Consider the following 23,786-nt stretch of genomic DNA (forward strand, 5'->3'; position numbering starts at 1 on the left):
GCGAGGCTAGGCGCGCGGCGCGGGTCGTCGCGCGTTAAGTCGCATTCCGGCAGGTTGTGCGCGTAGCGTGTGTTCTGCGCATTGTGCTCACGTGCGTGGGGACGATGACCCCTCATCGGCCTCGGCCCTCGCCGGCCCGTCCGCACATCAGGCCAGGGAGGTGGGATGCGCTTCGCGACACGGCTCCTGCTGATGCAGCTGGCGACGGTGACCGCCGTCGTCGCCGTGTGCGCGCTCGTCTTCGGGTGGCTGGGCGTCCGGCAGCTCCGCGCGGAGTCCGAGGCCGCCGCCCTCAACATCGCCCGGACCGTCGCGGAGGACCCCGACGTGAAGTCCCTGGTCGCCGAGTTCTCCGCCGATCCGGGAACGCCGGATGCCGCCGAGCTGCGAACGGGCGAGCTGCAGCAGATCGCCGCCGACGTCGCGGATCGCACGGACGCGCTGTTCGTCGTCATCGCCGACGATCACGGCATCCGTCTCGCGCATCCGACGGAGGAGCTGCTGGGCCAGGTCGTGTCGACCCCGTTCGCCGAGGTGCTCGAGGGGAACGAGGTCGTCGACTGGGAGGTGGGAACGCTCGGCGAGTCCGCCCGTGCCAAGGTGCCGGTCTACCCGGAGACCGGCGGCACGCCCGTCGGCGAGGTGAGTGTCGGCTTCGAGCGCGCGAGCGTCTTCGACGACCTTCCGGCTCTCGTCGCGACGATCGCGATCGCGGCGGTCGGTGGGCTGGCGCTCGCCGCGGTGGCCACGCTGCTGGTTCGACGGCGGTTCGAGCGGCTCACCCTCGGGCTTCAGCCGGAGGAGCTCGTGGCGCTGGTGCAGAATCAGGCGGCGGTGCTCGAGGGGGTCGGCGACGGCGTCGTGGCGCTCGATCCCGACGGCGTGGTGAGGGTGTGCAACGAAGCCGCGGAACGGATGCTGGGGATCGATGCGCCGGTCGGGCGCCGGTTCGACGACCTCGCCCTGCCCGATACGGTGCGCGACGCCGTGAGGAATGGGGCGTCGGGCGTCGAGGCCGTCGTCGGCGACCGCGTGCTGTACCTCGACACGCGGCCGGTGCAGCGGGACGCCCGGGCGCTGGGTCAGGTCGTGGTCGTGCGGGACCGCACCGACGTCGAGGCGCTCGCCGGCCGGCTCGAGACCGTGCGCGCCATGACCGAGGCGCTGCGCGTGCAGCGGCATGAGTTCGCCAATCGCCTGCACGTCGCGTCGGGCCTGATCGACGCCGAACGCGTAAACGAGGCTCGGGCGTTCCTCGGCGACCTGACCGAGCGCGGGGCCGTGGACTTCGGCGTCGCGGGGCTCGAGCGCGTGCCCGACGCCTTCCTGACGTCGCTGCTCGGCGCGACCGCCGCAACGGCGCGGGAGCGCGGAGTCACGGTGCGCATCTCGGAGGACACGCTGCTGCTGAGCGAGGTGGCCGAAGCGGAGGACGTCGCCGCGGTGCTCGGCAATCTCGTCGGGAATGCGGTCACCGCGGCAGTCGGCGGCGCGGGGCCCGGCTGGGTCGAGATCGCGCTGCTGGGCGACGGCGAGGAACTGGTGATCACGGTGGCCGACTCCGGTGAGGGCATCCGCCCGCCGGGAGCCGACCCCTTCGCGCGCGTCGCCGCACGCGAGACGGATCCGAGCGGGAACGACACCGTGCACGGCCACGGCTTCGGGCTACCGCTCTCGCGCGACCTCGCGCGCCGCCGCGGCGGCGACGTGTGGTTGATCGACCCCGGCGGCGAAGGGTCCGGCGCCGTGTTCGGCGCTCGGCTGCCCGGGGCACTGCGCCCCGCCGATGGGAATCCCGAGGAGAAGAGCGCATGAATCGTCCCATCCGCGTGCTCGTCGTCGACGACGACTTCCGCGTCGCCGGGCTGCACCGCGACATCGTGGCGTCGCGCGCCGGGTTCACCGCCCTCGAGGCCGTGCAGTCGCTGGGCGCCGCACGGCAGGCCGTGCGGGCGCACGCCCCCGACCTGCTGCTCGTCGACGCCTTCCTTCCTGACGGCGACGGCGTCGAGTTCGCCGCCCAGGCGGACGTCGACGCGTTCGTGCTGTCGGCCGCCACCGATGCCGCCACGGTGCGCCGCGCCCTGCGGGCGGGGGCGCTCGCGTATCTGACCAAGCCCTTCGATGCCCGGGTGCTCGCCGAACGGCTCGACCGCTATGCGCGGATGCGCAACCTGCTGGTCACCGACCGGCCGCTGGAGCAGGAGCAGATCGATCGCGCCCTCGCGATCATGCACGGCGGTGCGGAGCCCGCGACCGTCACGCGCTCGGCGACCGAGCAGCTGATCCTCGAGGGGCTCGGCGATGACGAGGCGTCCGCCGCCGAGATCGCCGACCGCGTCGGCATCTCACGAGCGACCGCCCAGCGGCACCTCGCGGGGCTCGCCAGCCGCGGCCTGGTCGAGGTGCGACTGCGGTACGGCACGACGGGCAGGCCCGAGCACCGCTACATCGCGGTCCGCCGCTGACGTCGGGGCGGGCACGTTCACCCCCGCAGCAGACTCCGCAGCGCGTCGATCGTGTCGGCCTCCGCGGGACCCTTGTCGGGGCGATAGCCCTTCACTCGGGCGAAGCGCAGAGCGACACCGCCCGGGTAGCGCGTGGAGCGCTGCACCCCGTCGATGGCGACCTCGACGACGGTCTCGGGCCGCACGTGCACCGCGTACGACGACCGGTGCGTCTCGATGGTCGGAAAGAACTCGGTCTGCCAGCGCAGCGTCGCATCGGTGAGGCCCTTGAAGGTCTTGCCCACCATCACGAAGCCTCCGGGCTCGCCGAACGCCCCTTCGGGGTCGCGGGCACCCAGGTGCAGGTTGGAGAGCTGCCCGGTGCGCCGCCCCGATCCCCATTCGACGGCGAGCACGACGAGGTCGTAGGTCAGCACGGGCTTGACCTTGAGCCAGCTCTTTCCCCGGCGCCCGGCGGCGTAGGGAGCATCGAGCCCCTTCACCATCACGCCCTCGTGCCCGGCGGCGAGCGCCTCGCGCGAGAACTCCTCGGCGCGCGCCGCGTCGTCGGTGACGATGCCGGGCATGCGGGCGTCGCCGACGGCACGGTCGAGCAGCTCGAGGCGCGTCGCGAGCGGCTCGTCGATGAGGTCGCGGCCGTCCAGATGCAGGATGTCGAAGAACCACGGCCGCAGCACGACGGCGGCCGCGTCGTCCGCCCCGAGCGAGCCGAAGCGGGCCATCGTGTCCTGGAAGGGACGGGGGCCGCCGTCCTCGTCGAGCGAGAGCGTCTCGCCGTCGAGGATCACGCGGTCGGCGGGCAGCGCCCGCACGGCCGACACGATCTCGGGCACGCGGTGGGTGATGTCGGCGAGGCTGCGGGTGAACACGCGCACGTCGTCGCCGTCGCGGTGCACCTGGATGCGTGCGCCGTCGAGCTTGTATTCGACGGATGCCGTGCCCCCGAGTGTCTCGAGCGCCTCGGCCGTCGAGCCCGCCGTCGCGGCGAGCATCGGCAGCACGCCGCGCCCCACCTCGAGTCCGATGGCGTCCAGGTCTTCGGGCGCGCCGGTGAGCGCGGTACGCGCCGTGGTGCCGAGATCGCCCGACAGCATGGCGGCACGGCGCACGGTCGGCGCGGCGCGGTCGGATGCTTTCGCGACGGCGTCGAGCAGCACGCCCTCGAGCGCGCCGGTGCGGAGTTCCCCGAGCATGACGCGGGCGAGGAAGTCCCACTCCCCCGCCGTCGCCGCACGCGCGAGCTGGTCGAGGGCGGCGGCGCGGGTGGCGACGGAGCCCGGGCCGTCTGCCCCGGCGAGGAGGTCGAGCGCCTCATCGACGTCGCCCACGGTCAGCGTCGGCTCGTCGGCGTGCGTCACGGCGAGATTCGAGAGGCTCCGCCACCCGACGCCGAGGCGCCCCTGCCGCGGACTCGCGGTCAGGAATCCGATCGCCGGTCCGATCTCGTCGGGGTCGAGCCGGCGGAGCACCTCCGCGAGCGCGGCGACCTTGGCCAGTCGCGACGACGTCGAGGCCACGGCATCCGTCGCCGTCACGAGCTCGTGGAGCAGCATGCCCGCATTCTCGCATCCGTCCCCGACATGCACGCAGCCTGCCGGCGCGTCGGCGCGCTCGTCACGAAGACGAGCGCCGCCGTGATCCCAGCGACGCGACGACCTCGCGCAGCGCCGGTTCCAGCTCCGGATGCCTGAACTCGTACCCGGCCGCGGTGAGCGCCTCGGGAGCGGCCCATCTGCTCTTGAGCACGAGCTCCGGCTCGGTGCGCAGCACCCACATCGCCGGCTCGAGCATGAACCGCCAGGCGGGCAGTCCGATCGGCGCGCCGACGATGCGGCGCAGCGTCGCCATGAGCCTGCGATTGTCGGAGGCCTCCGGAGCCGCGAGGTTGACCGGTCCGACGATCCGCGGGTCATCGCGCACGAACCGCACCGCTCCGACCACGTCGTCGAGGTGGATCCAGCTGAACCGCTGCCGGCCGCGGGATCGGTGGCGCGGCGCGCGACCATCACCGGTCGGGTGGGGGCCGATGCCGCGGTAGCGCGCGTGGGGGAACCACCAGCCGTCGTACTGGGGCCCGCCGAGTCCGACGCGGGCCAGCCGCACGAGGGTCCGCGTCGCGGGACCGTCGCCGAGCACGATCGCCATGCGCAGCGCCACGCGCCGCGTGGACGGAAGGCTCCCCGCGAAGAACTCGTCCTCCCACGCGCGGGCGACGTCGACGGAGAAGCCCGTGCCGAGCTCGCCCTGCTGTTCCGTCTGCGGCCGGTCGAGCGCGTAGCGGTAGATGGTCGCCGTGCTCGCGTTCAGCCACAGCGGCGGCGGCGCGTCCGCACCCTGGATCGCGAGTCGGAGCGTGCGAGTGGTCTGGACGCGCGAACGCAGGATCTCGTCGCGGTTCGCATCGGTGTAGCGGCAGTCGACGGACTTGCCCGCGAGGTTCACGACGATCGCCGCGCCGTCGATGAGGGCACGGATGCCGTCGGCATCGGTCCATGACGCGTCGGCGCTCACCCGGCCGATGGTGCGTACGTCGTAGCCGTCCTCGGTGAAAGCCCGCACGAGCGCGCGGCCGACGAAGCCCGAGGCTCCCGCGACGGCGGCGACCGGGCGGCTCATCGAGCCTGCCTCACCGTCGCGACCTCTTCCGCGCCGGGCGAGCGCGTCGCCGAACGGGCAGACCGTCGGCGCTCCACAGCACCCACGCCACCAGCAGCGGCTGCAGCAGCAGCCGCACGAACCGTGCCCGGTCGCTGCGCAGCATCGGCGCCGCTCTTCCGGTGCGCCACTGATGGACGTTGCCGGGAAAGACGGCGACGAAGAACGCCGCGATGACCCAGCCGACGCGACGGCGCTCGGCGGGAAGCGCCACGAGCGCGCCGCCGAGCATCAGCTCGACCACGCCCGAGGCGACGACGATCGTGTCCTTGTCGGTGCGGAGGAAGCGCGTGGCCCACTCGGGCACGACGATGCGGTAACCGCGGCGGCCCCAGGTCAGGTGCGAGGCGCCCGCGACCGCGAGGAGCGCCGCGAGCGCCCACCGGGCGATGACGCGCATCACGCGATCGCCTCGGCGATCGCATCGATGAACCGCAGGTGCTCGTCGGCACTGCCCGTCGGCGTGATCGCCCGCAGGACGACCTCGTCCACGCCGGCGCGGTAGCCCGCGATCCGGTCGCGCAGCTCTGCCGGACGGATCACGGTGTCGGCGGCGTCCACGCCCAGGCGGGCGAAGTTGGCGGCGTACGCGGGGTAGCCCGCGTAGCGGGTGGCTTCCTCGTCGAGGGCGGCGACAGCCGCGTCGTCGACGGCCGTGCGCACGTACAGCGCGACGTGGGTCTCCGGCGTGATCGCGTGCGCCTCGGCCGCCTGCGCGGCGGCGGCCCGGGGGGTGAGCCAGCTCAGCAGGACCCCATCGGATGCCGCGGCCGCCGCCCGTCGCATCCTCGGGCCCAGCGCACCGACGATGACGCGCGCGTCGGTGCGGCGGCGCAGCTCGGCGGCGGCATCCGTCACCAGCTCCACCGCGCCGGTGCGCGCCTGACCCGAGCCGACGCCGAGCATGAGGCGGCCCGCCGGCAGCCCGGCTGCGGCGACGGCGATGTCGTCGGGGGTACGGCGGTCCACCGGCAGCACACCGGTGGCGAGCACCAGGCGCTCGGTCGCGTCGGCGGCGGCCGCGAGCACGGCGAGCGCGTCGTGGCCCGGGGTGTCGTTCACCCAGAGGGCGTGGAAGCCGGCCGCCTCGGCGGCGGGCGCCACCCGCCCCGCAAGGGCTGGGCCGGCCGCGGCCGCGATCCCGAGGGAGAGCACCGCCGTCACGAGGCGTCCGCCGCAACCAGGCGCGCCACGTCGGCGGCCGCGCGGTAGAAGTCGGCGATGTCACCGCGGGAGGCCGGGAGGAGGATCACGTCGTCGACGCCCGCGTCGAAGAACCGCTGCGCGCCGGCCGCGACCTGCGCCGGATCGCCCCAGAGTGCACGCTCGGCGGGGTCGGGCTTGTCACCGACGTCCGCGATCGCCCGCGCCTCGGCATCCGCGCCGAACGCCGTGACGACGTAGGCGACCACGTCGTGGCTGCCGCCGCGCCCGGCGACTTCGCGCGCCTCGCGGATCGCGGCGGTCGCCGTCGCGTACTCCTCGGCGGTGTGGCCGCTGTCGAGCACCGTGCCGTCGGCGACCTCGCCGCTCAACCGGAGGGTCTTCGGGCCTTCGGCCGCCGCGTAGACCAGGGGCGGACTCGTCGGCGGGTAATCGAGCCGCACGCGGTCGAGCGACACGTAGCGCCCGGCGGTGGTGACCTCGTCGCCCGCGAGCAGGCTCCGCAGCGCCGGGACGTACTCGCGCATCAGCGTCAGCGGCGACGCCACCCGCGCACCCGCCTGCCCCATCCAGTCGAGCACGCCGTGCCCGACGCCGGGCAGCAGCCGGCCGGGGAAGAGCCGCTCGATGGTCGCCAGCTCCATGGCGGTCGCGGCGACGTTGCGCAGCGGCATGGGCGCGATGCCGATCCCGATGCGCAGGGCGTCGGTCCACGCGAGCGCCGCACCGACCGTGCCGAACGCGGACTGCCGGAAGCAGTCCTCCCAGATCCACAGTTCGGGCAGGCCCGCGGACTCGGCGGCGAGCACCGCGTCGCGGAACCCGTCGGGAGCGTGCGTGTAGGGATTGAAGATCGCACCGATGCGGGTCATCCCCCCACTCTGTCAGCGGTCGCCGACAGGCGCATCCTGACGCGGGGCACCTGGCCGCCGCCGCACGCGGTTATCGCGGCCGGCGCGGCCACGCAACCCCGTCGCCCGTGCCGTGCCCAGCCCGCACGCTGGGGTGATGGCGCGCATCGGGACATCCGGCTGGGTCTACCCCCACTGGCGGGGCGTGCTCTATCAGGGGCCCCAGAGCCAGTGGCTCTCGCAGTACCTCGAGGTGTTCGACGCGGTGGAGCTCAACGGCAGCTTCTATCGCTGGCCGGCCGACGCGCGGTTCTCGGCATGGCGCGAACGGCTGCCGGACGGCTTCCAGATGGCCGTCAAGGCGCCCCGCGGCCTCACGCACGCGCGGCGGCTCCGTGATCCCGATGTCTGGATCTCGCGGGTCACGCGAGGACTCCACGAGCTCGACGGCAGCCGCGGGCCGCTGATCGTCCAGCTGCACCCGGCGATGGAGCGCGACGACGCGCGGCTGGAGCACTTCCTGGCGGAGCTCCCGGAGTGGACCCGGCCGGCGATCGAGTTCCGGCATCCGTCGTGGGTGGATGACGCCGTCTTCGCGATGCTCGAGCGCCACGGGGCGGCCTACTGCGTGATGAGCGGTGCGCGGCTGCCCTGCGTCCTGCGCGCCACCGCGCCCCTCGTCTACGTGCGGCTGCACGGCCCCGACCCCGAGCACCTCTACGCGGGCTCGTACTCCGACGACGACCTCGCCTGGTGGGCCGAGCGCATCCGCGAATGGGAGCGCGGCGGGCATGAGGTGCAGGCGTACTTCAACAACGACGGCGAGGGCAATGCCGTCCGCAACGCGATCACGCTGAAACGGATGCTGGAGGCTTGACGCCGCCTCGAGCGCAGGGTCGCACCCGTCCCGCGATACGGCGAGAGGCGCCGGCCCGAAGGCACGGCGCCTCTCGCAGAGGAGGTGCTCAGCTCACGCGGCGAGGTGTCCAGCTCACGCCGCGAGGTGTCCAACTCACGCCGCGAGGTGTCCAAGTCACGCGGCGAGAGGCAGCGACGCCTCGGCGACCACCGACAGCTCATCACCGACGGCATCCACCGTCACGGCGCCGCCGTCGACGAGCGCACCCGTCACGAACAGGTCGGCGATGCGGTCGTCGACCTCGCGCTGGATCAGGCGGCGCAGCGGCCGGGCGCCGTACTCGGGCTCGTACCCGTGCTCGGCGAGCCAGGCGACGGCGCCGTCGGTGACGACGAGGTCCACCTCGCGCTTGGCGAGCCGTGCCTCGGACGCGCCCAGCAGCAGCCGCACGATGCGCTGCAGCTGCGGCTTGTCGAGCTTGCGGAACAGCACGATCTCGTCGATGCGGTTGAGGAACTCGGGCCGCATCGCCTCGCGGAGCTTGGCGAACACGCGGTCGCGCAGATCCTTCTCCGAGCCGAAGCCGGTCGAGCCGCCGCCGTCGGCGAGGAAGCCGATGGCACCGCCGCGCGAGGCGAGGAACTCCGAGCCGAGGTTCGACGTCATGACGATCACGGTGTTGCGGAAGTCGACCGTGCGCCCCTGGCCGTCGGTGAGGCGCCCGTCGTCGAGCACCTGCAGCAGCAGGTTGAACACGTCGGGGTGCGCCTTCTCGATCTCGTCGAACAGCACGATCGAGTACGGGTTGCGCCGCACGCGCTCGGTGAGCTGCCCGGCCTCGTCGTAGCCGACGTATCCCGGAGGGGCGCCGACCAGGCGCGACACCGTGTGCCGCTCGCCGAACTCGCTCATGTCGAAGCGGATGACGGCGCTCTCGTCGTCGAACAGGCTCGCGGCGAGCGCCTTGGCCAGCTCGGTCTTGCCGACGCCGGTCGGGCCGAGGAACAGGAACGATCCCACGGGGCGGTGCGCGTCGCCCATGCCGGTGCGGTTGCGGCGAACGGCCTTCGCGACCGCGACGACGGCATCGTCCTGGCCGATGACGCGGTGGTGCAGCTCGTCCTCCAGGGACGCCAGCCGCTCGCGCTCCGTCTCGGTGAGACGGTTGACCGGGATGCCGGTGGCCCGGCTGATGACGGCCGCGATCTCGGGCTCGCCGACGATCGCGTCGACACGCGTGGCGGCTGCGCCGGACGCCGTGGCCTCGTCGAGCTTGGCCTGCACCGCGGCGATCTGATCGCGGATGCGCGAGGCCTCCTCGTAGTGCTCGGCCGACACGGCGGCGTTCTTGTCCGCCTCGAGCGTCGCCAGGCGCTCGATGAGCCCGCTCACGTCGACCTTCGAGCCCAGGCGCAGGCGCAGCCGCGCACCCGCCTGGTCGATGAGGTCGATGGCCTTGTCAGGCAGCACCCGCTCGGTGAGGTAGCGGTCGCTGAGCTCGACGGCGGCACGGAGTGCCTCGTCGGTGTAGGCGATGCCGTGGTGCTCCTCGTAGGCGGGCTTCAGGCCGCGCAGGATGAGCACGGCGTCCTCGACGGACGGCTCCCCCACCCGCACCGGCTGGAACCGGCGCTCGAGCGCGGGATCCTTCTCGATGACGCGGTACTCCTTGAGCGTCGTCGCGCCCACCAGGTGCAGCTCGCCACGCGCGAGGCGGGGCTTGAGGATGTTTCCGGCATCCATGCCGCCGTCACCGGCGCCGCCGGCGCCCACCACGGTGTGCACCTCGTCGATGAAGACGATCAGCTCGCCCTTGTGCTGGGCGATCTCGTCCATCGTCTTGGTCAGGCGCTCCTCGAAGTCGCCGCGGTAGCGGGTGCCGGCGAGCATCGCGGGAAGGTCGAGTGCGACGACGCGCTTGCCGAGCAGCTGCTCGGGCACGCCGCCGTCGACGATCGCCTGGGCGAGTCCCTCGACGATGGCCGTCTTGCCGACGCCGGCCTCGCCGACGAGCACCGGGTTGTTCTTGGTGCGCCGGCTGAGGATCTCGATGGTCTGCTCGATCTCGTCGGCGCGGCCGATCACGGGATCGAGCTCGCCCGCCACGGCGCGTGCCGTGAGGTCGGTGCCGTAGGTGTCGAGCATGGGCGTGACGGATGCCGCGGCATCCGTTCCCGCTTCCGCCGAGGCGGCGTCGCCCGGCGTCACCGTCTCGCGGGCACCCTGCATGAGCGCCTCGGCCGTCACGCCGGCGTGCGCCAGCACCTGGCCGGCGGGCGTGTCCTGGGCGAGGACCAGGGCGAAGAACAGGTGCTCCGGGTCGACGTACGTCGAGCCCGACGAGCGCGCCACCTGGAACGCGTGGAACAGCGCGCGCTGCACCGACGCGGTGACGACGGCGCCGTCGACGTCGGCGGCGGCAGAGGCTGCGGGGAGGCGCTCCTCGGTCGCGCGCGCGATGGCGTCGGGATCGGCGCCGATGCGCTGGACGGCGTCGCGGGCGGGAGCCTCGGTGACGAGGATCCGCAGGACGTGCAGGGCGTCGAGCTCACGCTGACCGCGGTCGAGCGCGTACTTGCCGGCACGCTGCAGCATCTCCTGGGTGCGGGCGCCGAGATAGCGGCTGAGGTCGATCGACCGCTCGGCACGCGCACGCTCCCCCGCGAGGTAGCGCGCCAGGAACTCGTCGAACGAGCTCCCGTCGTCGCCGGCCTGGGGAGTGAAGTCTTCGGGCATTCCGTCTCTCCTGAAACTTGAGTGATCGAGCATCAAGTTTTGAACTTGATACAGGCATTGTCAAGTTCAACGGCACCCGCTCGCAGGTATTCCCTCCCCTCTCGGTTTCTCCGGACTGCGGCCGTGTCGGCGTCGGTGGGGCGGCGTAGCCTCGTGACTCGGGGGAACCGCGCTCAGAGGAGAGAACCATGGACTGGAAGATCGAGCTCATCTTCGTGCCCGTCACCGACGTCGACCGGGCGAAGGAGTTCTATGAGCGGATCGGATTCCACGCCGACCACGACCAGGTCCCCTTCGAGGGCTTGCGGTTCGTGCAGATGACGCCGCCCGGTTCGGCCTGCTCGATCGCATTCGGCACGGGGCTCGGCAACGACCTCGAGCCGGGTCGCCAGAACACGATCCAGGTCGTCGTCCCCGACGCCGACGAGGCGCTCGCCCACCTGCGGAACGTGGGCGTGGAGGCGCGCGGCGTCGACGAACAGGGCTGGGGCCGGTTCGTGCAGTTCGATGACCCCGACGGCAACACCTGGACGCTGCAGCAGCTCCCGCCGCGCGACTGAGCCATCGGCGCGCGCGCGCGACTGAGCTATCGGGTGCGCGCGACTGAGCTACCGGGGCGCGCGACTGGGCTATCGGGCGCGCGCGACGGGGCGCTTCACGGCCCGGCGGCGAGCGTCAGTCGCGGCCGCCCGGCGGCCCGAGGATCAGCAGCACGACGAACAGCGCCACCACGGCGAGGGCGATGAGCGCGCCGAGCACCCACGGGCGCCGCAGGAACCACCGCATGAGCCGGTCGTACCAGGCGCCGTCGCGCGGGTCGTCGGTCGGCTCGAGGCGCCAGGCGCCGGCCAGCCGACCGCTGCGCTGCAGCCACAGCTCGGCGGGGATGGTGGCGTACGGGATGAGGGCACTGACCAGCGCGACCACGGTGGGCCACGCGCGCCAGCGGTTGTTCAGCGCGACGAGGATCGCCGTGGCGCCGTACGACAGGAAGACGAAGCCGTGGATACCGCCGCCGATCGTGACGCCGAGGGCCCAGCCGGTGGTGGCGCGGAGGACGAGGCCCCCGATGAGGAGCGTCCACGAGATCGCCTCGGCGATCGCGAGCGCACGGAAGAGGGTGTGGGGGTTGCGGAACACACCTTCAGCCTAACTGAAAGACTTCAGTCAACCTGAAGGTCAGCGGGGCGTCGGCGCGCCGTCCGCGCCGTACGGCTGCTCGTGCAACCCCTGCAGGGCGATCGCCAGGGTGGGGGCGTCGCGGGTGAGGGCGGCGTCGAGGGCGGCGAGGCGCTGCTGCGCCGCCTCCAGCACGTCACTCCCCCGCGCGGTGACCCGCAGGTCGGACGCCGAGCCGGCGTGCTTCGTGGCGTCCTCGACGAGCCCGTCGGCGACGAGGGTCTGCACGGCGGTGTGGGCCGACTGGACGGTGATCTGGGAGCGCCGCGAGAGCTCGCTGAACGAGATGCCCGGCGTCGCCTCGATGTGGGCCAGGAGCGCGTACTTGCGGGTGGTGAGCCCGAGGTCGCGCAGCTCTGCACCGAGGTGGCCGTCCCAGACACTCGCGACCGTCAGCAGTGAGATGACGGGACTGAACGCGCGCTCGGACATGTGCTGAATGCTAGCCCGGGTGCCGCGCGACGCGGCGCATTCGCCCGTCTCCGGTGCGATCGCCCGCCCGCTACCGTGGGACCGTGACGTTCTCACTCGACGGTCTGCGCCGCTGGCCCGACGTCGAGGCTCCGGGCCTCGTGGCGACGGATGCCGCGGACCGGCTGCTCCTCGACGAATCCGCCGCTGCGCGTGCCGGCGTCGAGGACGGCGAACTCACGGTGATCGGCGACGGCTACGGCGCACTCACCCTCGGTGCGGCGGCGGACGGCGGCCGCGGCATCCGTGTCCATCAGGACCCGCTCACGGGCGAGCGAGCGCTGGCCGCCAACGCCGAGCGGTTCGCGCTCGCCGATGCATTCGCGTCGCTTCCGCTCGGGGCGGATCTGGTGCGTGGCGCACGAGTGGTGCTGGTCCGCCTGCCCCGGTCGCTCGAGGCGCTGCGCGACATCGCGGGACTCATCGCCGCACATGCGGAACCGGACGTCGTCGTCTTCGCCGGCGGGCGCATCAAGCACATGACGCTCGGGATGAACGACGTCCTGCGCGAGAGCTTCGCCAGGCTCGACGTCAGCCATGCGCGGCAGAAGTCCCGCGTCCTCGTGGCGCGCGAGCCCCACGACGGCCGTGATCCCGCGCCTCTCCAGGCGTCCCACGACGGCATCGTGGTGTGCGCCTTCGGCGGAGCGTTCGCGGGGTCGTCGATCGACATCGGCACGCGGCTCCTGCTCGACCATCTGCCGGCCGACACCGACCAGCTGCCCCGGCTCCTCCACGGGCCCGGAGCGGTGATCGACTTCGCGTGCGGCACCGGGGTGATCGCTGTCGCGTTGGCGCTGCGGCATCCCGATCTCCGCATTCTGGCGACGGATCAGTCGGCCGCGGCCGTCGCCTCGGCGACAGCGACGGCGCGGGCGAACGGGGTGGAGGAGCGCGTCGACGTGGTGCGGGATGACATGCTCGGCGGGCAGCCCGACGGCAGCGCGTCGTTCATCGCACTCAATCCGCCGTTCCACTCGGGATCAGCCGTCCACGAGGGCATCGCACCGCGGATGTTCGCCGAGGCCGCGCGCGTGCTGCGTCCCGGCGGGGAGCTGTGGACGGTGTGGAACTCGGGCCTGCGCTACCGGCAGGCGCTCGAGAACACCGTGGGGCCGACCCGGCAGATCGCGCGCAACGCGAAGTTCACCGTGACCGCCTCGACCCGGCACTGACGGTTAGTCGGTCGCCGCGGGCGACGGCTCCGGTGTCGGGCCGAACAGCGCCCAGGCGCCGTCGGCGCACTCGTAGAACTCCACCGCTACGGTGTCGATGAACACGTCGCCGTCCGCGGTGCAGTCGGTCTCCTCGGGGGCCGCCGTGCCGAGCGTCACCTGGGTGCCCGGTGCCCCGGGCGCTCCGCTCGGTCCCTCCTCGCCCTGCTCACCCTGCTCGCCCTGCTCACCCTGCTCCCCCTGCGGACCCTGCGCGCCTGGGGCGCCCTCCGGCCCCTGCTCGCCGGTGAGGTTCTCGGCCGCGGACTGACGGATGTTGCCGACGAAGGTCCAGTCGTCCTGGAAGAGATACACATCGGCGGTGAGGACGTCGATGTAGACGTCACCCTCATACCCCTTGCCCGACTCCGGGGCACCCGATCCTGCCCGGACGGCCGACCCGGCCGGCAGGATCTCGGCGAGCGCCTCCTCGTAGTCGGGCGCCGGGGTCGCAGACACCGACGCCGACGGCGCCGGCTCGGCCGTGTCCACCGATCGCGCGAGCCACGAGCCGAGGAATGCCGCGAAGAACGAGAGGAGCACGAACCCCAGTCCGAACCACACCAGGGTGCCGCGCGTCACGGCCGCAGCCGCAGGAGCGGCCGCCGGTTCCGCCGCGGGCGCGGGTGCGGAAACCCCTGTCGGACGCACTTCACTGTCCACGCAAGCTCCCCTTTCACCGCGTGCACTGCCGGCGCCGGTTCCCACAGCCGGACGCCGTTGTCACAACTGTAGGAACGCGGGGGCTCCGTGTCACCTGTTCCGGCGCAATTCGGCTTTCACGGCGGTGCCGGACGGGGATCAGAAGCTCAACCGGGAGCCGGTCGCCGCGAGGCGAGAGATTGACCGGGGGGCCGACGCGAGAATGCCGGCGCCCCCGGTAGCCGGGGGCTCGGGACCCACGGCCGGGGTGCCGGACCGGGGCTCCGGCGCATCCCCCACTCAAGAGACAGCATCGACGGCCGTCTATTACGCGACTTCGCACGCTTTCTGCCCGGGCCGCCGCCACGAAAGAGAGGACGGATGCCGCGGGTCGCGGCATCCGTCCCATTCCTACGTTCGCGGCGGGGTTTCGATACGCTCGTTCCTCGCTACTCAACCTTTACCCGACGCGCATCAACGCTCGCTGGCGCTCGCATTGATCCGCATCGCGTCAAAAGTCCCAGTCCTCGTCTTCGGTGGCCTCGGCCTTGCCGATGACGTACGACGAGCCCGACCCCGAGAAGAAGTCGTGGTTCTCGTCGGCGTTCGGTGACAGGGCCGACAGGATCGCCGGGTTCACGTCGGTGACGGTCGAGGGGAACATCGCCTCATAGCCCAGGTTCATGAGGGCCTTGTTGGCGTTGTAGTGCAGGAACTTCTTGACGTCCTCGGTCAGGCCGACGCCGTCGTAGAGGTCCTGCGTGTACTGGATCTCGTTGTCGTAGAGCTCGTACAGCAGCGAGAACGTGTAGTCCTTGATCTCGTTGCGCGTGGCCTCGTCGACCTTCTCGAGGCCCTTCTGGAACTTGTAGCCGATGTAGTAGCCGTGGACGGCCTCATCGCGGATGATGAGGCGGATGAGGTCGGCCGTGTTGGTGAGCTTCGCGCGGCTGGACCAGTGCATCGGCAGGTAGAAGCCCGAGTAGAACAGGAAGCTCTCGAGCAGGGTCGATGCGACCTTGCGCTTGAGGGGCTCGTCGCCGCGGTAGTACTCCATGACGATCTGAGCCTTCTTCTGAAGGTTCGGATTCTCGACCGACCAGCGGAACGCCTCGTCGATCTCCTTCGTCGAGCACAGCGTCGAGAAGATCGACGAGTACGACTTCGCGTGCACCGACTCCATGAACGCGATGTTCGTGTAGACGGCCTCCTCGTGCGGCGTCAGCGCGTCGGGGATGAGCGAGACCGCGCCCACCGTGCCCTGGATCGTGTCGAGCAGGGTCAGACCCGTGAACACCCGCATCGTGAGTGTCTGCTCGTCGGGCGTCAGCGTGTTCCACGACTGGATGTCGTTCGACAGCGGCACCTTCTCGGGCAGCCAGAAGTTGTTCACGAGGCGGTTCCACACCTCGAGGTCCTTGTCGTCCTGGATGCGGTTCCAGTTGATGGCCTGGACGTGGTCCAGGAGCTGGAGCTTCTCGCTCATCTCTCCTCTTTCGAAGTCCGGATCAGCGTCACAGCGTGCAGGAGACGCATTCGGACATGTCCGTGCCCTCCAGTGCCATCTGACGCAGGCGGATGTAGTAGATCGTCTTGATGCCCTTGCGCCAGGCGTAGATCTGAGCCTTGTTGATGTCGCGCGTGGTCGCGGTGTCCTTGAAGAACAGCGTGAGCGACAGGCCCTGGTCGACGTGCTGGGTGGCCGCGGCGTACGTGTCGATGACCTTCTCGTAGCCGATCTCGTAGGCGTCCTGGTAGTACTCCAGGTTGTCGTTCGTCATGAACGCCGCCGGGTAGTAGACGCGGCCGAGCTTGCCTTCCTTGCGGATCTCGACCTTCGCCGCGATCGGGTGGATCGAGCTCGTCGAGTTGTTGATGTACGAGATCGAGCCGGTCGGCGGCACCGCCTGCAGGTTCTGGTTGTAGATGCCGTGCTGCTGGATCGAGGCCTTCAGCTCGCGCCAGTCGTCCTGCGTGGGGATGTGGTGACCGGCGAACATCTCCTTGACCTTGTCGGTCGCGGGCACCCACTCCTGCTCGATGTACTTGTCGAAGAACTCGCCCGACGCGTAGGTCGAGTCGGCGAACCCGTCGAACGTCTCGCCGCGCTCGATGGCGATCTTGTTCGACGCGCGCAGCGCGTGGAACAGGATCGAGTAGAAGTAGATGTTCGTGAAGTCGACACCCTCTTCCGACCCGTAGTAGACGTGCTCGCGGGCGAGGTAGCCGTGCAGGTTCATCTGGCCGAGGCCGATGGCGTGCGAGCGGTCGTTGCCGTCCTCGATCGAGCGCACCGAGCGGATGTGGCTCTGGTCGCTCACCGCGGTGAGGGCACGGATGCTGGTGTCCACGGTCTGCGCCAGGTCACCGCCGTCCATCGCCAGCGCGATGTTGAGCGATCCCAGGTTGCACGAGATGTCCTTGCCGATCTGGGCGTAGGAGAGGTCCTCGTTGAACGTGGTGGGCGTGTTCACCTGGAGGATCTCGGAGCACAGGTTGGACATGTTGATCCGGCCCTTGATCGGGTTGGCCTTGTTCACCGTGTCCTCGAACATGATGTACGGGTAGCCCGACTCGAACTGGATCTCGGCGAGGGTCTGGAAGAACTCGCGCGCGTTGATCTTGGTCTTCTTGATGCGCGGGTCGTCGACCATCTCGCGGTACTTCTCGGTCACCGAGATGTCGCCGAACGGCACGCCGTAGACACGCTCGACGTCGTACGGCGAGAACAGGTACATGTCCTCGCCGTTCTTGGCGAGCTCGAACGTGATGTCGGGGATGACGACGCCGAGCGACAGCGTCTTGATGCGGATCTTCTCGTCGGCGTTCTCACGCTTGGTGTCGAGGAAGCGCAGGATGTCGGGGTGGTGCGCGCTGAGGTAGACCGCGCCGGCGCCCTGACGCGCACCCAGCTGGTTGGCGTACGAGAATGAGTCTTCGAGGAGCTTCATCACGGGGATGATGCCGCTCGACTGGTTCTCGATCTGCTTGATCGGCGCACCCGACTCGCGGATGTTCGACAGCAGCAGCGCCACGCCGCCGCCGCGCTTGGACAGCTGCAGCGCGGAGTTGATGCCGCGGGCGATCGACTCCATGTTGTCTTCGATGCGCAGCAGGAAGCACGACACCAGCTCTCCGCGCTGCGCCTTGCCGGCGTTGAGGAAGGTGGGCGTCGCCGGCTGGAACCGACCCGAGATGATCTCCTCGACGAGGGCGGTGGCGAGCTTCTCGTCACCGTCCGCCAGCGCGAGCGCCGTCATCACGACGCGGTCCTCGAAGCGCTCGAGGTACCGCTTGCCGTCGAACGTCTTCAGCGTGTAGCTCGTGTAGTACTTGAACGCCCCGAGGAACGTCTCGAACCGGAACTTCTTCGAGTACGCCAGGTCGTTGAGCTTCTGGATGTACTCGAACGAGTACTTCTCCAGCACAGCGCCCTCGTAGTACTCCTTCTCGACCAGGTAGTCCAAGCGCTCCTTGAGGGAGTGGAAGAACACCGTGTTCTGGTTCACGTGCTGCAGGAAGTACTCCCGCGCCGCACGCTTGTCGGCCCCGAACTGGATCTTGCCGTCGGCGTCATAGAGGTTGAGCATCGCGTTGAGGGCGTGATAATCCATGCCCTCGAAGCGTGCCTCCGTCTTGAAGTCGGTCTGCGTCAGAGTTCCCACCATCGTTCCAATCCCGCGTTCACGCGTTCCACATCTTCAGGCGTGCCGAATACTTCGAGCCGGTACAAGTGCGGCACGTGGCACTTGCGGCTGATGATGTCGCCGGCGAGACAGAAGTGCTCGCCGAAGTTGGTGTTCCCCGCGGAGATCACTCCGCGGATGAGGCGCCGGTTGCGCTCATCGTTGAGGAACCGGATCACCTGCTTGGGAACGGCGCCCTTCTCGACGCCGCGCCCCTGGCCTCCGCCATAGGTCGGTGTCACGAGGACGTACGGCTCGTCGACGACGAGCGCCGGATCGGTCGCATGCAGCGGGATCCGGAGCGCGCGGGCTCCGAGCTTCTCGATGAAGCGCGCGGTGTTGCCCGACACGCTCGAGAAGTAGACCAGCAGCGGTGCCTGCGTTGCTACGACACCCATGACGCCCCCCTGCTCGGGTGCACCCGTCGGGTCGTCGAGCTCCGTCGAGACGGACGGGCGCGCTGCGCCGAACTACGCGAGCCGGGCTGCGAGTTCGTCGATCTTGTCGGGACGAAAGCCCGACCAGTGGTCTTCATCCGTGATGACGACCGGCGCCTGGAGGTACCCCAGCGCCTTGACCTGCTCGAGGGCCGACGGGTCCTCGGAGAGATCGTGGATTTCGTACTCGATCCCCTTGGAATCGAGTGCTCGATACGTCGCCGTGCACTGCACGCACGCGGGCTTCGTGTAAACCGTGATGGCCATGTCGATTCCGTCTCCTCAGTGCTTCCCCCGGTGGCATCCGGTGCTCTTCCCGGTAGTCCCCCCACCGGGAGTCCAATACTACATATGGGTACCGACATCCGATAGCACCACAAGGGCTAGTAGTTACATCAGTGTCATTTTCCACCGTTCTCCCCATGTACAACACAGGTTCTCCACGGATTCATCCACAGCCCGGAGGATCTGGAAAAGTCCAGGATCACGGGGCTTTCGGACGCCACGGCCGCATCCCTCCACAGGCACGACGGTAGATCCGGGGTCCGACATCGGATCCGCCTGTGGAGAAGCCCTCCGGCGTGTCGCGGCGTGTCGCGGCCGTGTCGCGGCACCTGCCCCGCGTGACGTGCGGCCCAGGCCGTGGCGTAGCGTTGTCGGGTGGCCGGCTACCGGGATCTTCTGCGCACCCCCGGGGTCGCCCGCATCATCGCGGCACAGCTGACCGCGCGCTTCCCGAACGGGATGATCAGCCTCGTGATCCTCCTGCACATCGAGGGGATCACCGGCTCCTACGGGGCCGCGGGCATCGTGCTGGCCGCCGTGTCGATCGGCCAGGCGCTGGCGGGCCCGGTCACGAGCCGCTGGATGGGCCGCTGGGGCATGCGTCGCGTGCTGACGCTCACGACAGCCGTGTCGGCGGCATCCCTGCTGGCGATCGCCTTCCTCGTCGCGCCGGTGCCGGTGTACCTCGTGCTGGGCTTCATCGCCGGGGCATCGACGCCGCCGATCGTGGCGGCGGTCCGCACGATCTACGCCAAGATGGTCAACTCGACGCAGCTCACGGCGCTGTACTCGCTCGACGCCTCCCTGCAGGAGGTCATCTGGATCCTCGCCCCGGTGCTCATCACCTTCGTCGCGACGCAGTCCGGCACCGTCGTCGGCTTGATGCTGCTGGTGCTGTTCCTGGTCGGCGGCGGCGCGTGGTTCATCCTCTCCCCCGAGGTCGGCCGGGTCCGCATCCCGCGCAGCAAGCGCTCCTTCGGCACGGTGCTCACCCGCCCGCCGATCCTGCTCGCGACCGTCGTCGGCTTCCTCCTCATCGGCTCGTTCGCCGCGGTCGAGGCGAGCGTCGTGGCGACGTTCGACCACGGTGGCCTGGAGGCCGGGCTCGTGCTCGCGGTGTTCTCGATCGGCAGCCTCGCCGGCGGCTTCGCGTTCGGGCACCTGCCGATGGGGCGCTGGGCGCTGGCGCGACGGCTGACCGTGGTCGCGATCGGGCTGGCCCTGACCGGCCTGTGGATCAACGTGTGGTGGATCGGCGCCACGCTGTTCGTGGCCGGCATCGGCATCGCGCCGGCCCTCGCCGTGCTCTCGGCGGTGACGACCGCGAGCGTGAAGTTCAGCGACACCGCCGAGGCCTTCGGATGGGTGGGCACCGGTCAGCTCATCGGCGCGGCCGCCGGCTCGGCCGTGGCAGGCCTCCTCATCGACGGCCCGGGCGGCGTGACGGCGGCCTACCTCGCGGCCGCGGCGTTCTGCGCGGCCGCGCTGCTGGTCGCGATCGTCTTCGCACGGGGCCTGCCCGATCTCCGCGTCCGAGGCGCGAGCCCGATCCCCGACACCGAGCCGGTGGCGACGATCCGCTGAGCCCGGCCGAGGGTCACGCCGGCTTCACTCCAGGCGCCGCAGCAGCTCCAGCAGGGCGAGGCCGTAGGCGTCGGCGGGTTCGGGGTGCTCGAACACGCGCCGCTCGCCGCCCATGACGATCTCCACCTCGTGGGTGTCGGGCAGGCGCCGGAGCCCTCGGAAGGCGCCGCGCAGCAGCTCGCGCAGCTGGTGCTCGTGCGGCAGCCACAGCGCGTCCTCGAGAGCGACCGAATCCAGTGCCCATTCGGTGGTGCCGTTGAAGGCGAGGATGCGCCCGGTCGGGTACTCCCGCGGCTCGATGGTCATCTCGCTGACCGTGAAGACGTCGGCCTCGAACTCCGGCTCGTCGAGCTGGAACCGGTCACCCGAGTGGGGATGCCACACCAGGCCCGCGTCGCGCAGCGCCACTGCCAGTTCCGTCGAGATCATGCCAACCCCCGTTCCCATCCTGCCGTGCGCCGAGACGGCCGGGGCCGCACTTCTAGGCTGAGAGTATGCCAAGCCCCGTCGCCCTCCCCCGTCTGTCGTGGGGCTCGCCCTCCGCCGAGCGCCGCGCACTGCTCATCCACGGCCTCGGCTCGAACGGCGCGCTGATGTGGCGCTACGGCGTCGCCCTCGCCGATGCCGGATGGCGAGCGGATGCCGTGGACCTCCGTGGACACGGCGCCGCCCCGCGTGCGCTCGACTACACGCTGGCCGCCTACGGCGCCGATGTCGCGGCGACCCGCGCCGGCGACGGCGAGCCGTGGGACCTGGTGATCGGGCATTCGCTCGGGGGTGCGGCATCCGTCCTGGCGGCCGCAGAGGATGCGTCGTGGACGCGCCGGCTCGTCCTCATCGACCCGGCGATCTCGCTCACCGACCGGGATCGCGACATCGTCCGCAACAGCCAGACCCGCTCGTTCGACGACCCGACCGAGGAGGCGGTGCGTGCCGAGCACCCGCACTGGCACCCGCAGGACATCGAGCTGAAGGCGCTGTCGGCGCAGCAGGCGAGCCGGTGGGCGGTCGAGCAGACCAGCGCGCAGAACCCGCGCTGGGACGTGACGGATGCCGCGCTCCGCGTGAGCGTGCCCACCCAGGTCATCGCGTCCGACCCTCACGTGTACTCGATCTTCCGCGGCAAGCCCGCCGAATCGGCCGTCTCCCGCAACCCCGTGTTCACCGTGTCGGTGGTGCCCGATGCGGGCCACTCGCCGCATCGCGACCGGCCCGAGGCGACGATCGAGGCGCTGCACGCCGCGCTGGCCTGACGATGCGACGAGCCGGACCTGCGAACGTCCGGCCTACTGCACAGGGATCTCGACGCCCTGGCCCACATCGACGACCACGCCGACGAATGCGGGGACGATCTGCGCGATCGCCTTCTGCAGGTCGTCGACGGGCGGGGCCTCGCCGTCGCCGGTCGTGACCTCGATCGTCGCCGTCGCGCCCGACCAGTCCACGCCGTAGACGCGGGCGCCCTCCTCGTCGGCGAGCCACTGCGTGGCGGCGTCCTGGATGCCGACCGACCACCGCGCGAGCGCCACCGAGACGACCGAGTTGACGACCAGCGGGATCGTGATGACGACCGCCAGCACGGTGACGATGGTGTAGGCGCGGCGGCGGTTGGCCACCGGCGATGACCCCGGATCGCGGGCGTACCCGGCGAGGGTGAAGACGATGCTCCCCGCGATGACGAGGGCGACCACGTTGGAGAGGAACAGCCACAGCGCGCCCAGGGCGTCCGTCCAGAGACCCTGTCCCGCGCACACGCCGACCACGCCGAGCGGGGGAACGAGCGAGATCGCGATGGCGACGCCGGGGAGGATGGCGCTCAAGTCCTTGCGGCACATGGCGAAGCCGCCCGCGAACCCGGTGGCGAGCGCCGCCACCAGGTCCATGAAGCTCGGCGACGTGCGGCCCACGACCTGGGAGTTCGTCTCCAGGCTCTCCGGCGTGGAGACGAAGACCGAGAACGCGAGCCCCAGGACGATCACGATGGCCACGCCGAGGAGCACCCAGAGGATCGACCGCACCACGAGGCTGAGGTGCCCTCGGACGATGCCGAGGCCGATGCCGAGGATCGGCGTGCCCAGCGGCGCGATGATCATCGCGCCGATGACCGTCGCCGTCGAATCGGTCAGCACGCCCGCGATCGCGATGATCCCGGCGAGCGTCAGCATGATGAGGAACCCGCTGCGCTTGCCGGCCCGGTCCCCGGACCCGAGGTCGAGCGCTTCGGTGACGTCGGCCGCCGTCTGCCGCTGCGTCGCGGGGATCAGCGTCTGCAGCATCTGGGAGAGCGTCGCCATGGGCACATCATGGCGTAAGAATGGCGGGGTGACTCCCATCGATGCCGCCGACTTCCTCCCGGACGAACTCCTCGAGCGCTTCCGCGCCCGGGCGGCCGTGCACGACCGCGAGAACACGTTCCCCGACGACGATCTGGCAGACCTGAAGGATGCCGGTTACCTGGCGATCCTCGTGCCTCGCGAGCTCGGCGGTGCAGGGCTGGGCCTGGCCGAGGCATCCGTCCTCCAGCAGCGTCTGGCGGGCGCCGCGCCGGCGACGGCGCTCGCGATCAACATGCACCTGGTGTGGACCGGCGTCGCCAAGGTGCTGGCGGATCGCGGCATCGACGCGCTGCGGTTCGTGCAGGAGGGCGCGGCGGCCGGAGAGGTGTTCGCGTTCGGCATCAGCGAGGCCGGCAACGATCTCGTGCTGTTCGGCAGCGGGACGGATGCCGCGCCCCTGCCCGACGGCGGCTACTCGTTCACAGGCACCAAGATCTTCACCTCGCTCGCGCCCGTGTGGACGCAGCTGGGCCTGCACGGCCTCGACACGTCGTCCGAGGACGCACCACGCATGGTCTACGCGTTCGTGCCGCGATCGGAGGTGGGGGTGGGCCGCGTGGTGGTGCGCGACGACTGGGACACCCTCGGCATGCGCGGCACGCAGTCCCGCACCACCGAGCTGCGCGATGCGGTGGCGCCGGCGGACCGGGTGGTGCGTCGGCTCGCGCCGGGGCCCAACCCCGACCCGCTGGTGTTCGGCATCTTCAGCGTCTTCGAGCTGCTGCTCGCCTCCGTGTACACCGGCATCGCGCGACGGGCGCTGGATCTCGCCGTGGCGGCGGCAGGCACGCGCACCTCGAAGCGCACCGGCAAGGCGTACAGCCAGGACCCCGACATCCGCTGGCGCATCGCCGACATGGCGCTCGCGTACGACGCGCTGCCGCCGCAGATCGAGACGCTCGCGCGCGACGTCGACGAGGTCGCCGACCACGGCGCGCAGTGGTTCTCACTGCTCGCCGGGGTCAAGCACCGTGCGGTCACAGCGGCGAAGTCGATCGTCGACGACGCCGTGCTGGTCGCCGGAGGCTCGTCGTACTTCTCGGGCAACGAGCTGAGCCGGCTCTACCGCGACGTGCTCGCGGGGCTCTTCCACCCGTCCGACCCGGAGTCGGCGCACTCCACCGTTGCGACGGCCTGGCTCGGCCCGCTCCAGGACTGAGCCGATTGGGCTCCGCCCTCCTCGCCCTTACCTGGTGCGACGAGCTCGCCGCAAGCCTCG

At 70.8% G+C, this 23,786-nt stretch carries 23 protein-coding genes; 8 read left to right on the forward strand and 15 right to left on the reverse strand.

The genetic code is table 11. The features are described 5' to 3' along the window. Positions 1–165 precede the first annotated feature (165 nt). A complete protein-coding gene (locus tag ABG085_RS12760) occupies positions 166–1,815 on the forward strand; it encodes a sensor histidine kinase (RefSeq protein WP_347976110.1) in 1,650 nt (549 codons plus the stop codon). After that, entirely contained in the window at positions 1,812–2,468 is a 657-nt protein-coding gene (locus ABG085_RS12765; protein ID WP_347976111.1) for a response regulator, read from the forward strand. The genes ABG085_RS12760 and ABG085_RS12765 overlap by 4 nt, the downstream gene beginning before the upstream one ends. Before the next feature lie 17 nt (positions 2,469–2,485). Here ABG085_RS12765 and ABG085_RS12770 read toward each other — a convergent pair whose 3' ends face one another. From ABG085_RS12770 to ABG085_RS12790, 5 genes are all read right to left on the reverse strand, one after another. Beyond that, positions 2,486–4,021, reverse strand: coding sequence for an ATP-dependent DNA ligase (locus ABG085_RS12770; RefSeq protein WP_347976112.1), 1,536 nt, complete (start codon positions 4,019–4,021; stop codon positions 2,486–2,488). Between the two features lie 61 nt (positions 4,022–4,082). Then, a complete protein-coding gene (locus tag ABG085_RS12775) occupies positions 4,083–5,084 on the reverse strand; it encodes a DUF1731 domain-containing protein (protein WP_347976113.1) in 1,002 nt (333 codons plus the stop codon). Positions 5,085–5,094: 10 nt separating this feature from the next. Next, a complete protein-coding gene (locus ABG085_RS12780; protein WP_347979191.1) occupies positions 5,095–5,523 on the reverse strand; it encodes a hypothetical protein in 429 nt (142 codons plus the stop codon). Continuing rightward, positions 5,523–6,287 carry an LLM class flavin-dependent oxidoreductase gene (locus tag ABG085_RS12785; protein WP_347976114.1) on the reverse strand — a complete coding sequence of 255 codons (765 nt, stop codon included), beginning with the start codon at positions 6,285–6,287 and terminating at the stop codon, positions 5,523–5,525. Before ABG085_RS12785 ends, ABG085_RS12780 begins: the two co-directional genes overlap by 1 nt. After that, complete coding sequence (locus ABG085_RS12790; protein ID WP_347976116.1) at positions 6,284–7,159, reverse strand: LLM class flavin-dependent oxidoreductase; 876 nt, start codon at positions 7,157–7,159, stop codon at positions 6,284–6,286. The genes ABG085_RS12785 and ABG085_RS12790 overlap by 4 nt, the downstream gene beginning before the upstream one ends. Positions 7,160–7,292: 133 nt before the next feature. On the opposite strand from ABG085_RS12790, the gene ABG085_RS12795 reads away from it, so the two are divergent. Beyond that, positions 7,293–8,015, forward strand: coding sequence for a DUF72 domain-containing protein (locus ABG085_RS12795; protein ID WP_347976117.1), 723 nt, complete (start codon positions 7,293–7,295; stop codon positions 8,013–8,015). Between the two features lie 156 nt (positions 8,016–8,171). On the opposite strand, the gene ABG085_RS12800 is transcribed toward ABG085_RS12795, so the two are convergent. Next, on the reverse strand, positions 8,172–10,733 hold the full coding sequence (locus ABG085_RS12800; RefSeq protein ID WP_347976118.1) for an ATP-dependent Clp protease ATP-binding subunit: 2,562 nt from the start codon (positions 10,731–10,733) through the stop codon (positions 8,172–8,174). Between the two features lie 188 nt (positions 10,734–10,921). Between ABG085_RS12800 and ABG085_RS12805 the strand changes: the two genes are divergently transcribed. Further along, positions 10,922–11,293 carry a GNAT family N-acetyltransferase gene (locus ABG085_RS12805; protein ID WP_163618581.1) on the forward strand — a complete coding sequence of 124 codons (372 nt, stop codon included), beginning with the start codon at positions 10,922–10,924 and terminating at the stop codon, positions 11,291–11,293. 115 nt (positions 11,294–11,408) lie between these two features. Here the strand turns inward: ABG085_RS12805 and ABG085_RS12810 are convergent, their stop codons facing one another. Further along, positions 11,409–11,873: a DUF3817 domain-containing protein gene (locus ABG085_RS12810; protein ID WP_347976119.1), complete on the reverse strand. Its 465-nt coding sequence runs from the start codon at positions 11,871–11,873 to the stop codon at positions 11,409–11,411. Between the two features lie 39 nt (positions 11,874–11,912). After that, positions 11,913–12,344: a helix-turn-helix domain-containing protein gene (locus tag ABG085_RS12815; protein WP_347976120.1), complete on the reverse strand. Its 432-nt coding sequence runs from the start codon at positions 12,342–12,344 to the stop codon at positions 11,913–11,915. An 83-nt stretch (positions 12,345–12,427) separates the two neighbouring features. Between ABG085_RS12815 and ABG085_RS12820 the strand changes: the two genes are divergently transcribed. Then, a complete protein-coding gene (locus ABG085_RS12820; protein WP_347976121.1) occupies positions 12,428–13,558 on the forward strand; it encodes a methyltransferase in 1,131 nt (376 codons plus the stop codon). 3 nt (positions 13,559–13,561) lie between these two features. Here ABG085_RS12820 and ABG085_RS12825 read toward each other — a convergent pair whose 3' ends face one another. The 5 genes from ABG085_RS12825 to nrdH all read right to left on the reverse strand — a co-directional run bounded on the left by ABG085_RS12825 (position 13,562) and on the right by nrdH (position 18,629). Further along, the gene (locus ABG085_RS12825; RefSeq protein ID WP_347976122.1) at positions 13,562–14,179 is read right to left on the reverse strand and encodes a hypothetical protein; all 618 of its coding nucleotides are present in this window, start codon (positions 14,177–14,179) and stop codon (positions 13,562–13,564) included. Positions 14,180–14,750: 571 nt separating this feature from the next. Beyond that, positions 14,751–15,725, reverse strand: a complete 975-nt coding sequence (gene nrdF, locus ABG085_RS12830; protein WP_347976123.1) for a class 1b ribonucleoside-diphosphate reductase subunit beta — start codon at positions 15,723–15,725, stop codon at positions 14,751–14,753. A gap of 28 nt (positions 15,726–15,753) precedes the next feature. After that, the gene (gene nrdE, locus ABG085_RS12835; RefSeq protein ID WP_347976124.1) at positions 15,754–17,907 is read right to left on the reverse strand and encodes a class 1b ribonucleoside-diphosphate reductase subunit alpha; all 2,154 of its coding nucleotides are present in this window, start codon (positions 17,905–17,907) and stop codon (positions 15,754–15,756) included. Next, complete coding sequence (gene nrdI, locus ABG085_RS12840; protein ID WP_347976125.1) at positions 17,892–18,323, reverse strand: class Ib ribonucleoside-diphosphate reductase assembly flavoprotein NrdI; 432 nt, start codon at positions 18,321–18,323, stop codon at positions 17,892–17,894. Before nrdI ends, nrdE begins: the two co-directional genes overlap by 16 nt. Positions 18,324–18,395: 72 nt before the next feature. Then, a complete protein-coding gene (gene nrdH / locus ABG085_RS12845) occupies positions 18,396–18,629 on the reverse strand; it encodes a glutaredoxin-like protein NrdH (protein ID WP_163618574.1) in 234 nt (77 codons plus the stop codon). A gap of 393 nt (positions 18,630–19,022) precedes the next feature. On the opposite strand from nrdH, the gene ABG085_RS12850 reads away from it, so the two are divergent. Continuing rightward, the gene (locus ABG085_RS12850; RefSeq protein ID WP_347976126.1) at positions 19,023–20,231 is read left to right on the forward strand and encodes an MFS transporter; all 1,209 of its coding nucleotides are present in this window, start codon (positions 19,023–19,025) and stop codon (positions 20,229–20,231) included. A gap of 24 nt (positions 20,232–20,255) precedes the next feature. Here the strand turns inward: ABG085_RS12850 and ABG085_RS12855 are convergent, their stop codons facing one another. Further along, positions 20,256–20,660 carry a pilus assembly protein CpaE gene (locus ABG085_RS12855; RefSeq protein ID WP_347976127.1) on the reverse strand — a complete coding sequence of 135 codons (405 nt, stop codon included), beginning with the start codon at positions 20,658–20,660 and terminating at the stop codon, positions 20,256–20,258. Between the two features lie 65 nt (positions 20,661–20,725). On the opposite strand from ABG085_RS12855, the gene ABG085_RS12860 reads away from it, so the two are divergent. Continuing rightward, positions 20,726–21,484 carry an alpha/beta hydrolase gene (locus ABG085_RS12860; protein WP_347976128.1) on the forward strand — a complete coding sequence of 253 codons (759 nt, stop codon included), beginning with the start codon at positions 20,726–20,728 and terminating at the stop codon, positions 21,482–21,484. Positions 21,485–21,517: 33 nt separating this feature from the next. Here the strand turns inward: ABG085_RS12860 and ABG085_RS12865 are convergent, their stop codons facing one another. Next, the gene (locus ABG085_RS12865; RefSeq protein WP_347976129.1) at positions 21,518–22,525 is read right to left on the reverse strand and encodes a TIGR00341 family protein; all 1,008 of its coding nucleotides are present in this window, start codon (positions 22,523–22,525) and stop codon (positions 21,518–21,520) included. Here ABG085_RS12865 and ABG085_RS12870 point away from each other — a divergent pair. Continuing rightward, the gene (locus tag ABG085_RS12870; protein WP_347976130.1) at positions 22,524–23,726 is read left to right on the forward strand and encodes an acyl-CoA dehydrogenase family protein; all 1,203 of its coding nucleotides are present in this window, start codon (positions 22,524–22,526) and stop codon (positions 23,724–23,726) included. The genes ABG085_RS12865 and ABG085_RS12870 overlap by 2 nt on opposite strands. Positions 23,727–23,786: the final 60 nt, after the last annotated feature.

The organism is Microbacterium sp. ProA8 (genome assembly GCF_039905635.1).
GTDB classification, from domain to species: Bacteria; Actinomycetota; Actinomycetes; order Actinomycetales; family Microbacteriaceae; genus Microbacterium; species Microbacterium chionoecetis.

Excerpts from the sequence above, each read along its gene's own strand:
- ABG085_RS12765 (WP_347976111.1), top strand. The coding sequence starts at position 1,812 with ATGAATCGTCCCATCCGCGTGCTCGTCGTCGACGACGACTTCCGCGTC.
- ABG085_RS12815 (WP_347976120.1), bottom strand. The coding sequence starts at position 12,344 with ATGTCCGAGCGCGCGTTCAGTCCCGTCATCTCACTGCTGACGGTCGCG.
- ABG085_RS12775 (WP_347976113.1), bottom strand. The coding sequence starts at position 5,084 with ATGAGCCGCCCGGTCGCCGCCGTCGCGGGAGCCTCGGGCTTCGTCGGC.
- nrdF (WP_347976123.1), bottom strand. The coding sequence starts at position 15,725 with ATGAGCGAGAAGCTCCAGCTCCTGGACCACGTCCAGGCCATCAACTGG.
- ABG085_RS12780 (WP_347979191.1), bottom strand. The coding sequence starts at position 5,523 with ATGCGCGTCATCGCCCGGTGGGCGCTCGCGGCGCTCCTCGCGGTCGCG.
- ABG085_RS12870 (WP_347976130.1), top strand. The coding sequence starts at position 22,524 with ATGGGCACATCATGGCGTAAGAATGGCGGGGTGACTCCCATCGATGCC.
- ABG085_RS12760 (WP_347976110.1), top strand. The coding sequence starts at position 166 with ATGCGCTTCGCGACACGGCTCCTGCTGATGCAGCTGGCGACGGTGACC.
- ABG085_RS12860 (WP_347976128.1), top strand. The coding sequence starts at position 20,726 with ATGCCAAGCCCCGTCGCCCTCCCCCGTCTGTCGTGGGGCTCGCCCTCC.
- ABG085_RS12855 (WP_347976127.1), bottom strand. The coding sequence starts at position 20,660 with ATGATCTCGACGGAACTGGCAGTGGCGCTGCGCGACGCGGGCCTGGTG.
- ABG085_RS12865 (WP_347976129.1), bottom strand. The coding sequence starts at position 22,525 with ATGGCGACGCTCTCCCAGATGCTGCAGACGCTGATCCCCGCGACGCAG.
- ABG085_RS12770 (WP_347976112.1), bottom strand. The coding sequence starts at position 4,021 with ATGCTGCTCCACGAGCTCGTGACGGCGACGGATGCCGTGGCCTCGACG.
- nrdI (WP_347976125.1), bottom strand. The coding sequence starts at position 18,323 with ATGGGTGTCGTAGCAACGCAGGCACCGCTGCTGGTCTACTTCTCGAGC.
- ABG085_RS12805 (WP_163618581.1), top strand. The coding sequence starts at position 10,922 with ATGGACTGGAAGATCGAGCTCATCTTCGTGCCCGTCACCGACGTCGAC.
- nrdE (WP_347976124.1), bottom strand. The coding sequence starts at position 17,907 with ATGGTGGGAACTCTGACGCAGACCGACTTCAAGACGGAGGCACGCTTC.
- ABG085_RS12800 (WP_347976118.1), bottom strand. The coding sequence starts at position 10,733 with ATGCCCGAAGACTTCACTCCCCAGGCCGGCGACGACGGGAGCTCGTTC.
- ABG085_RS12790 (WP_347976116.1), bottom strand. The coding sequence starts at position 7,159 with ATGACCCGCATCGGTGCGATCTTCAATCCCTACACGCACGCTCCCGAC.
- nrdH (WP_163618574.1), bottom strand. The coding sequence starts at position 18,629 with ATGGCCATCACGGTTTACACGAAGCCCGCGTGCGTGCAGTGCACGGCG.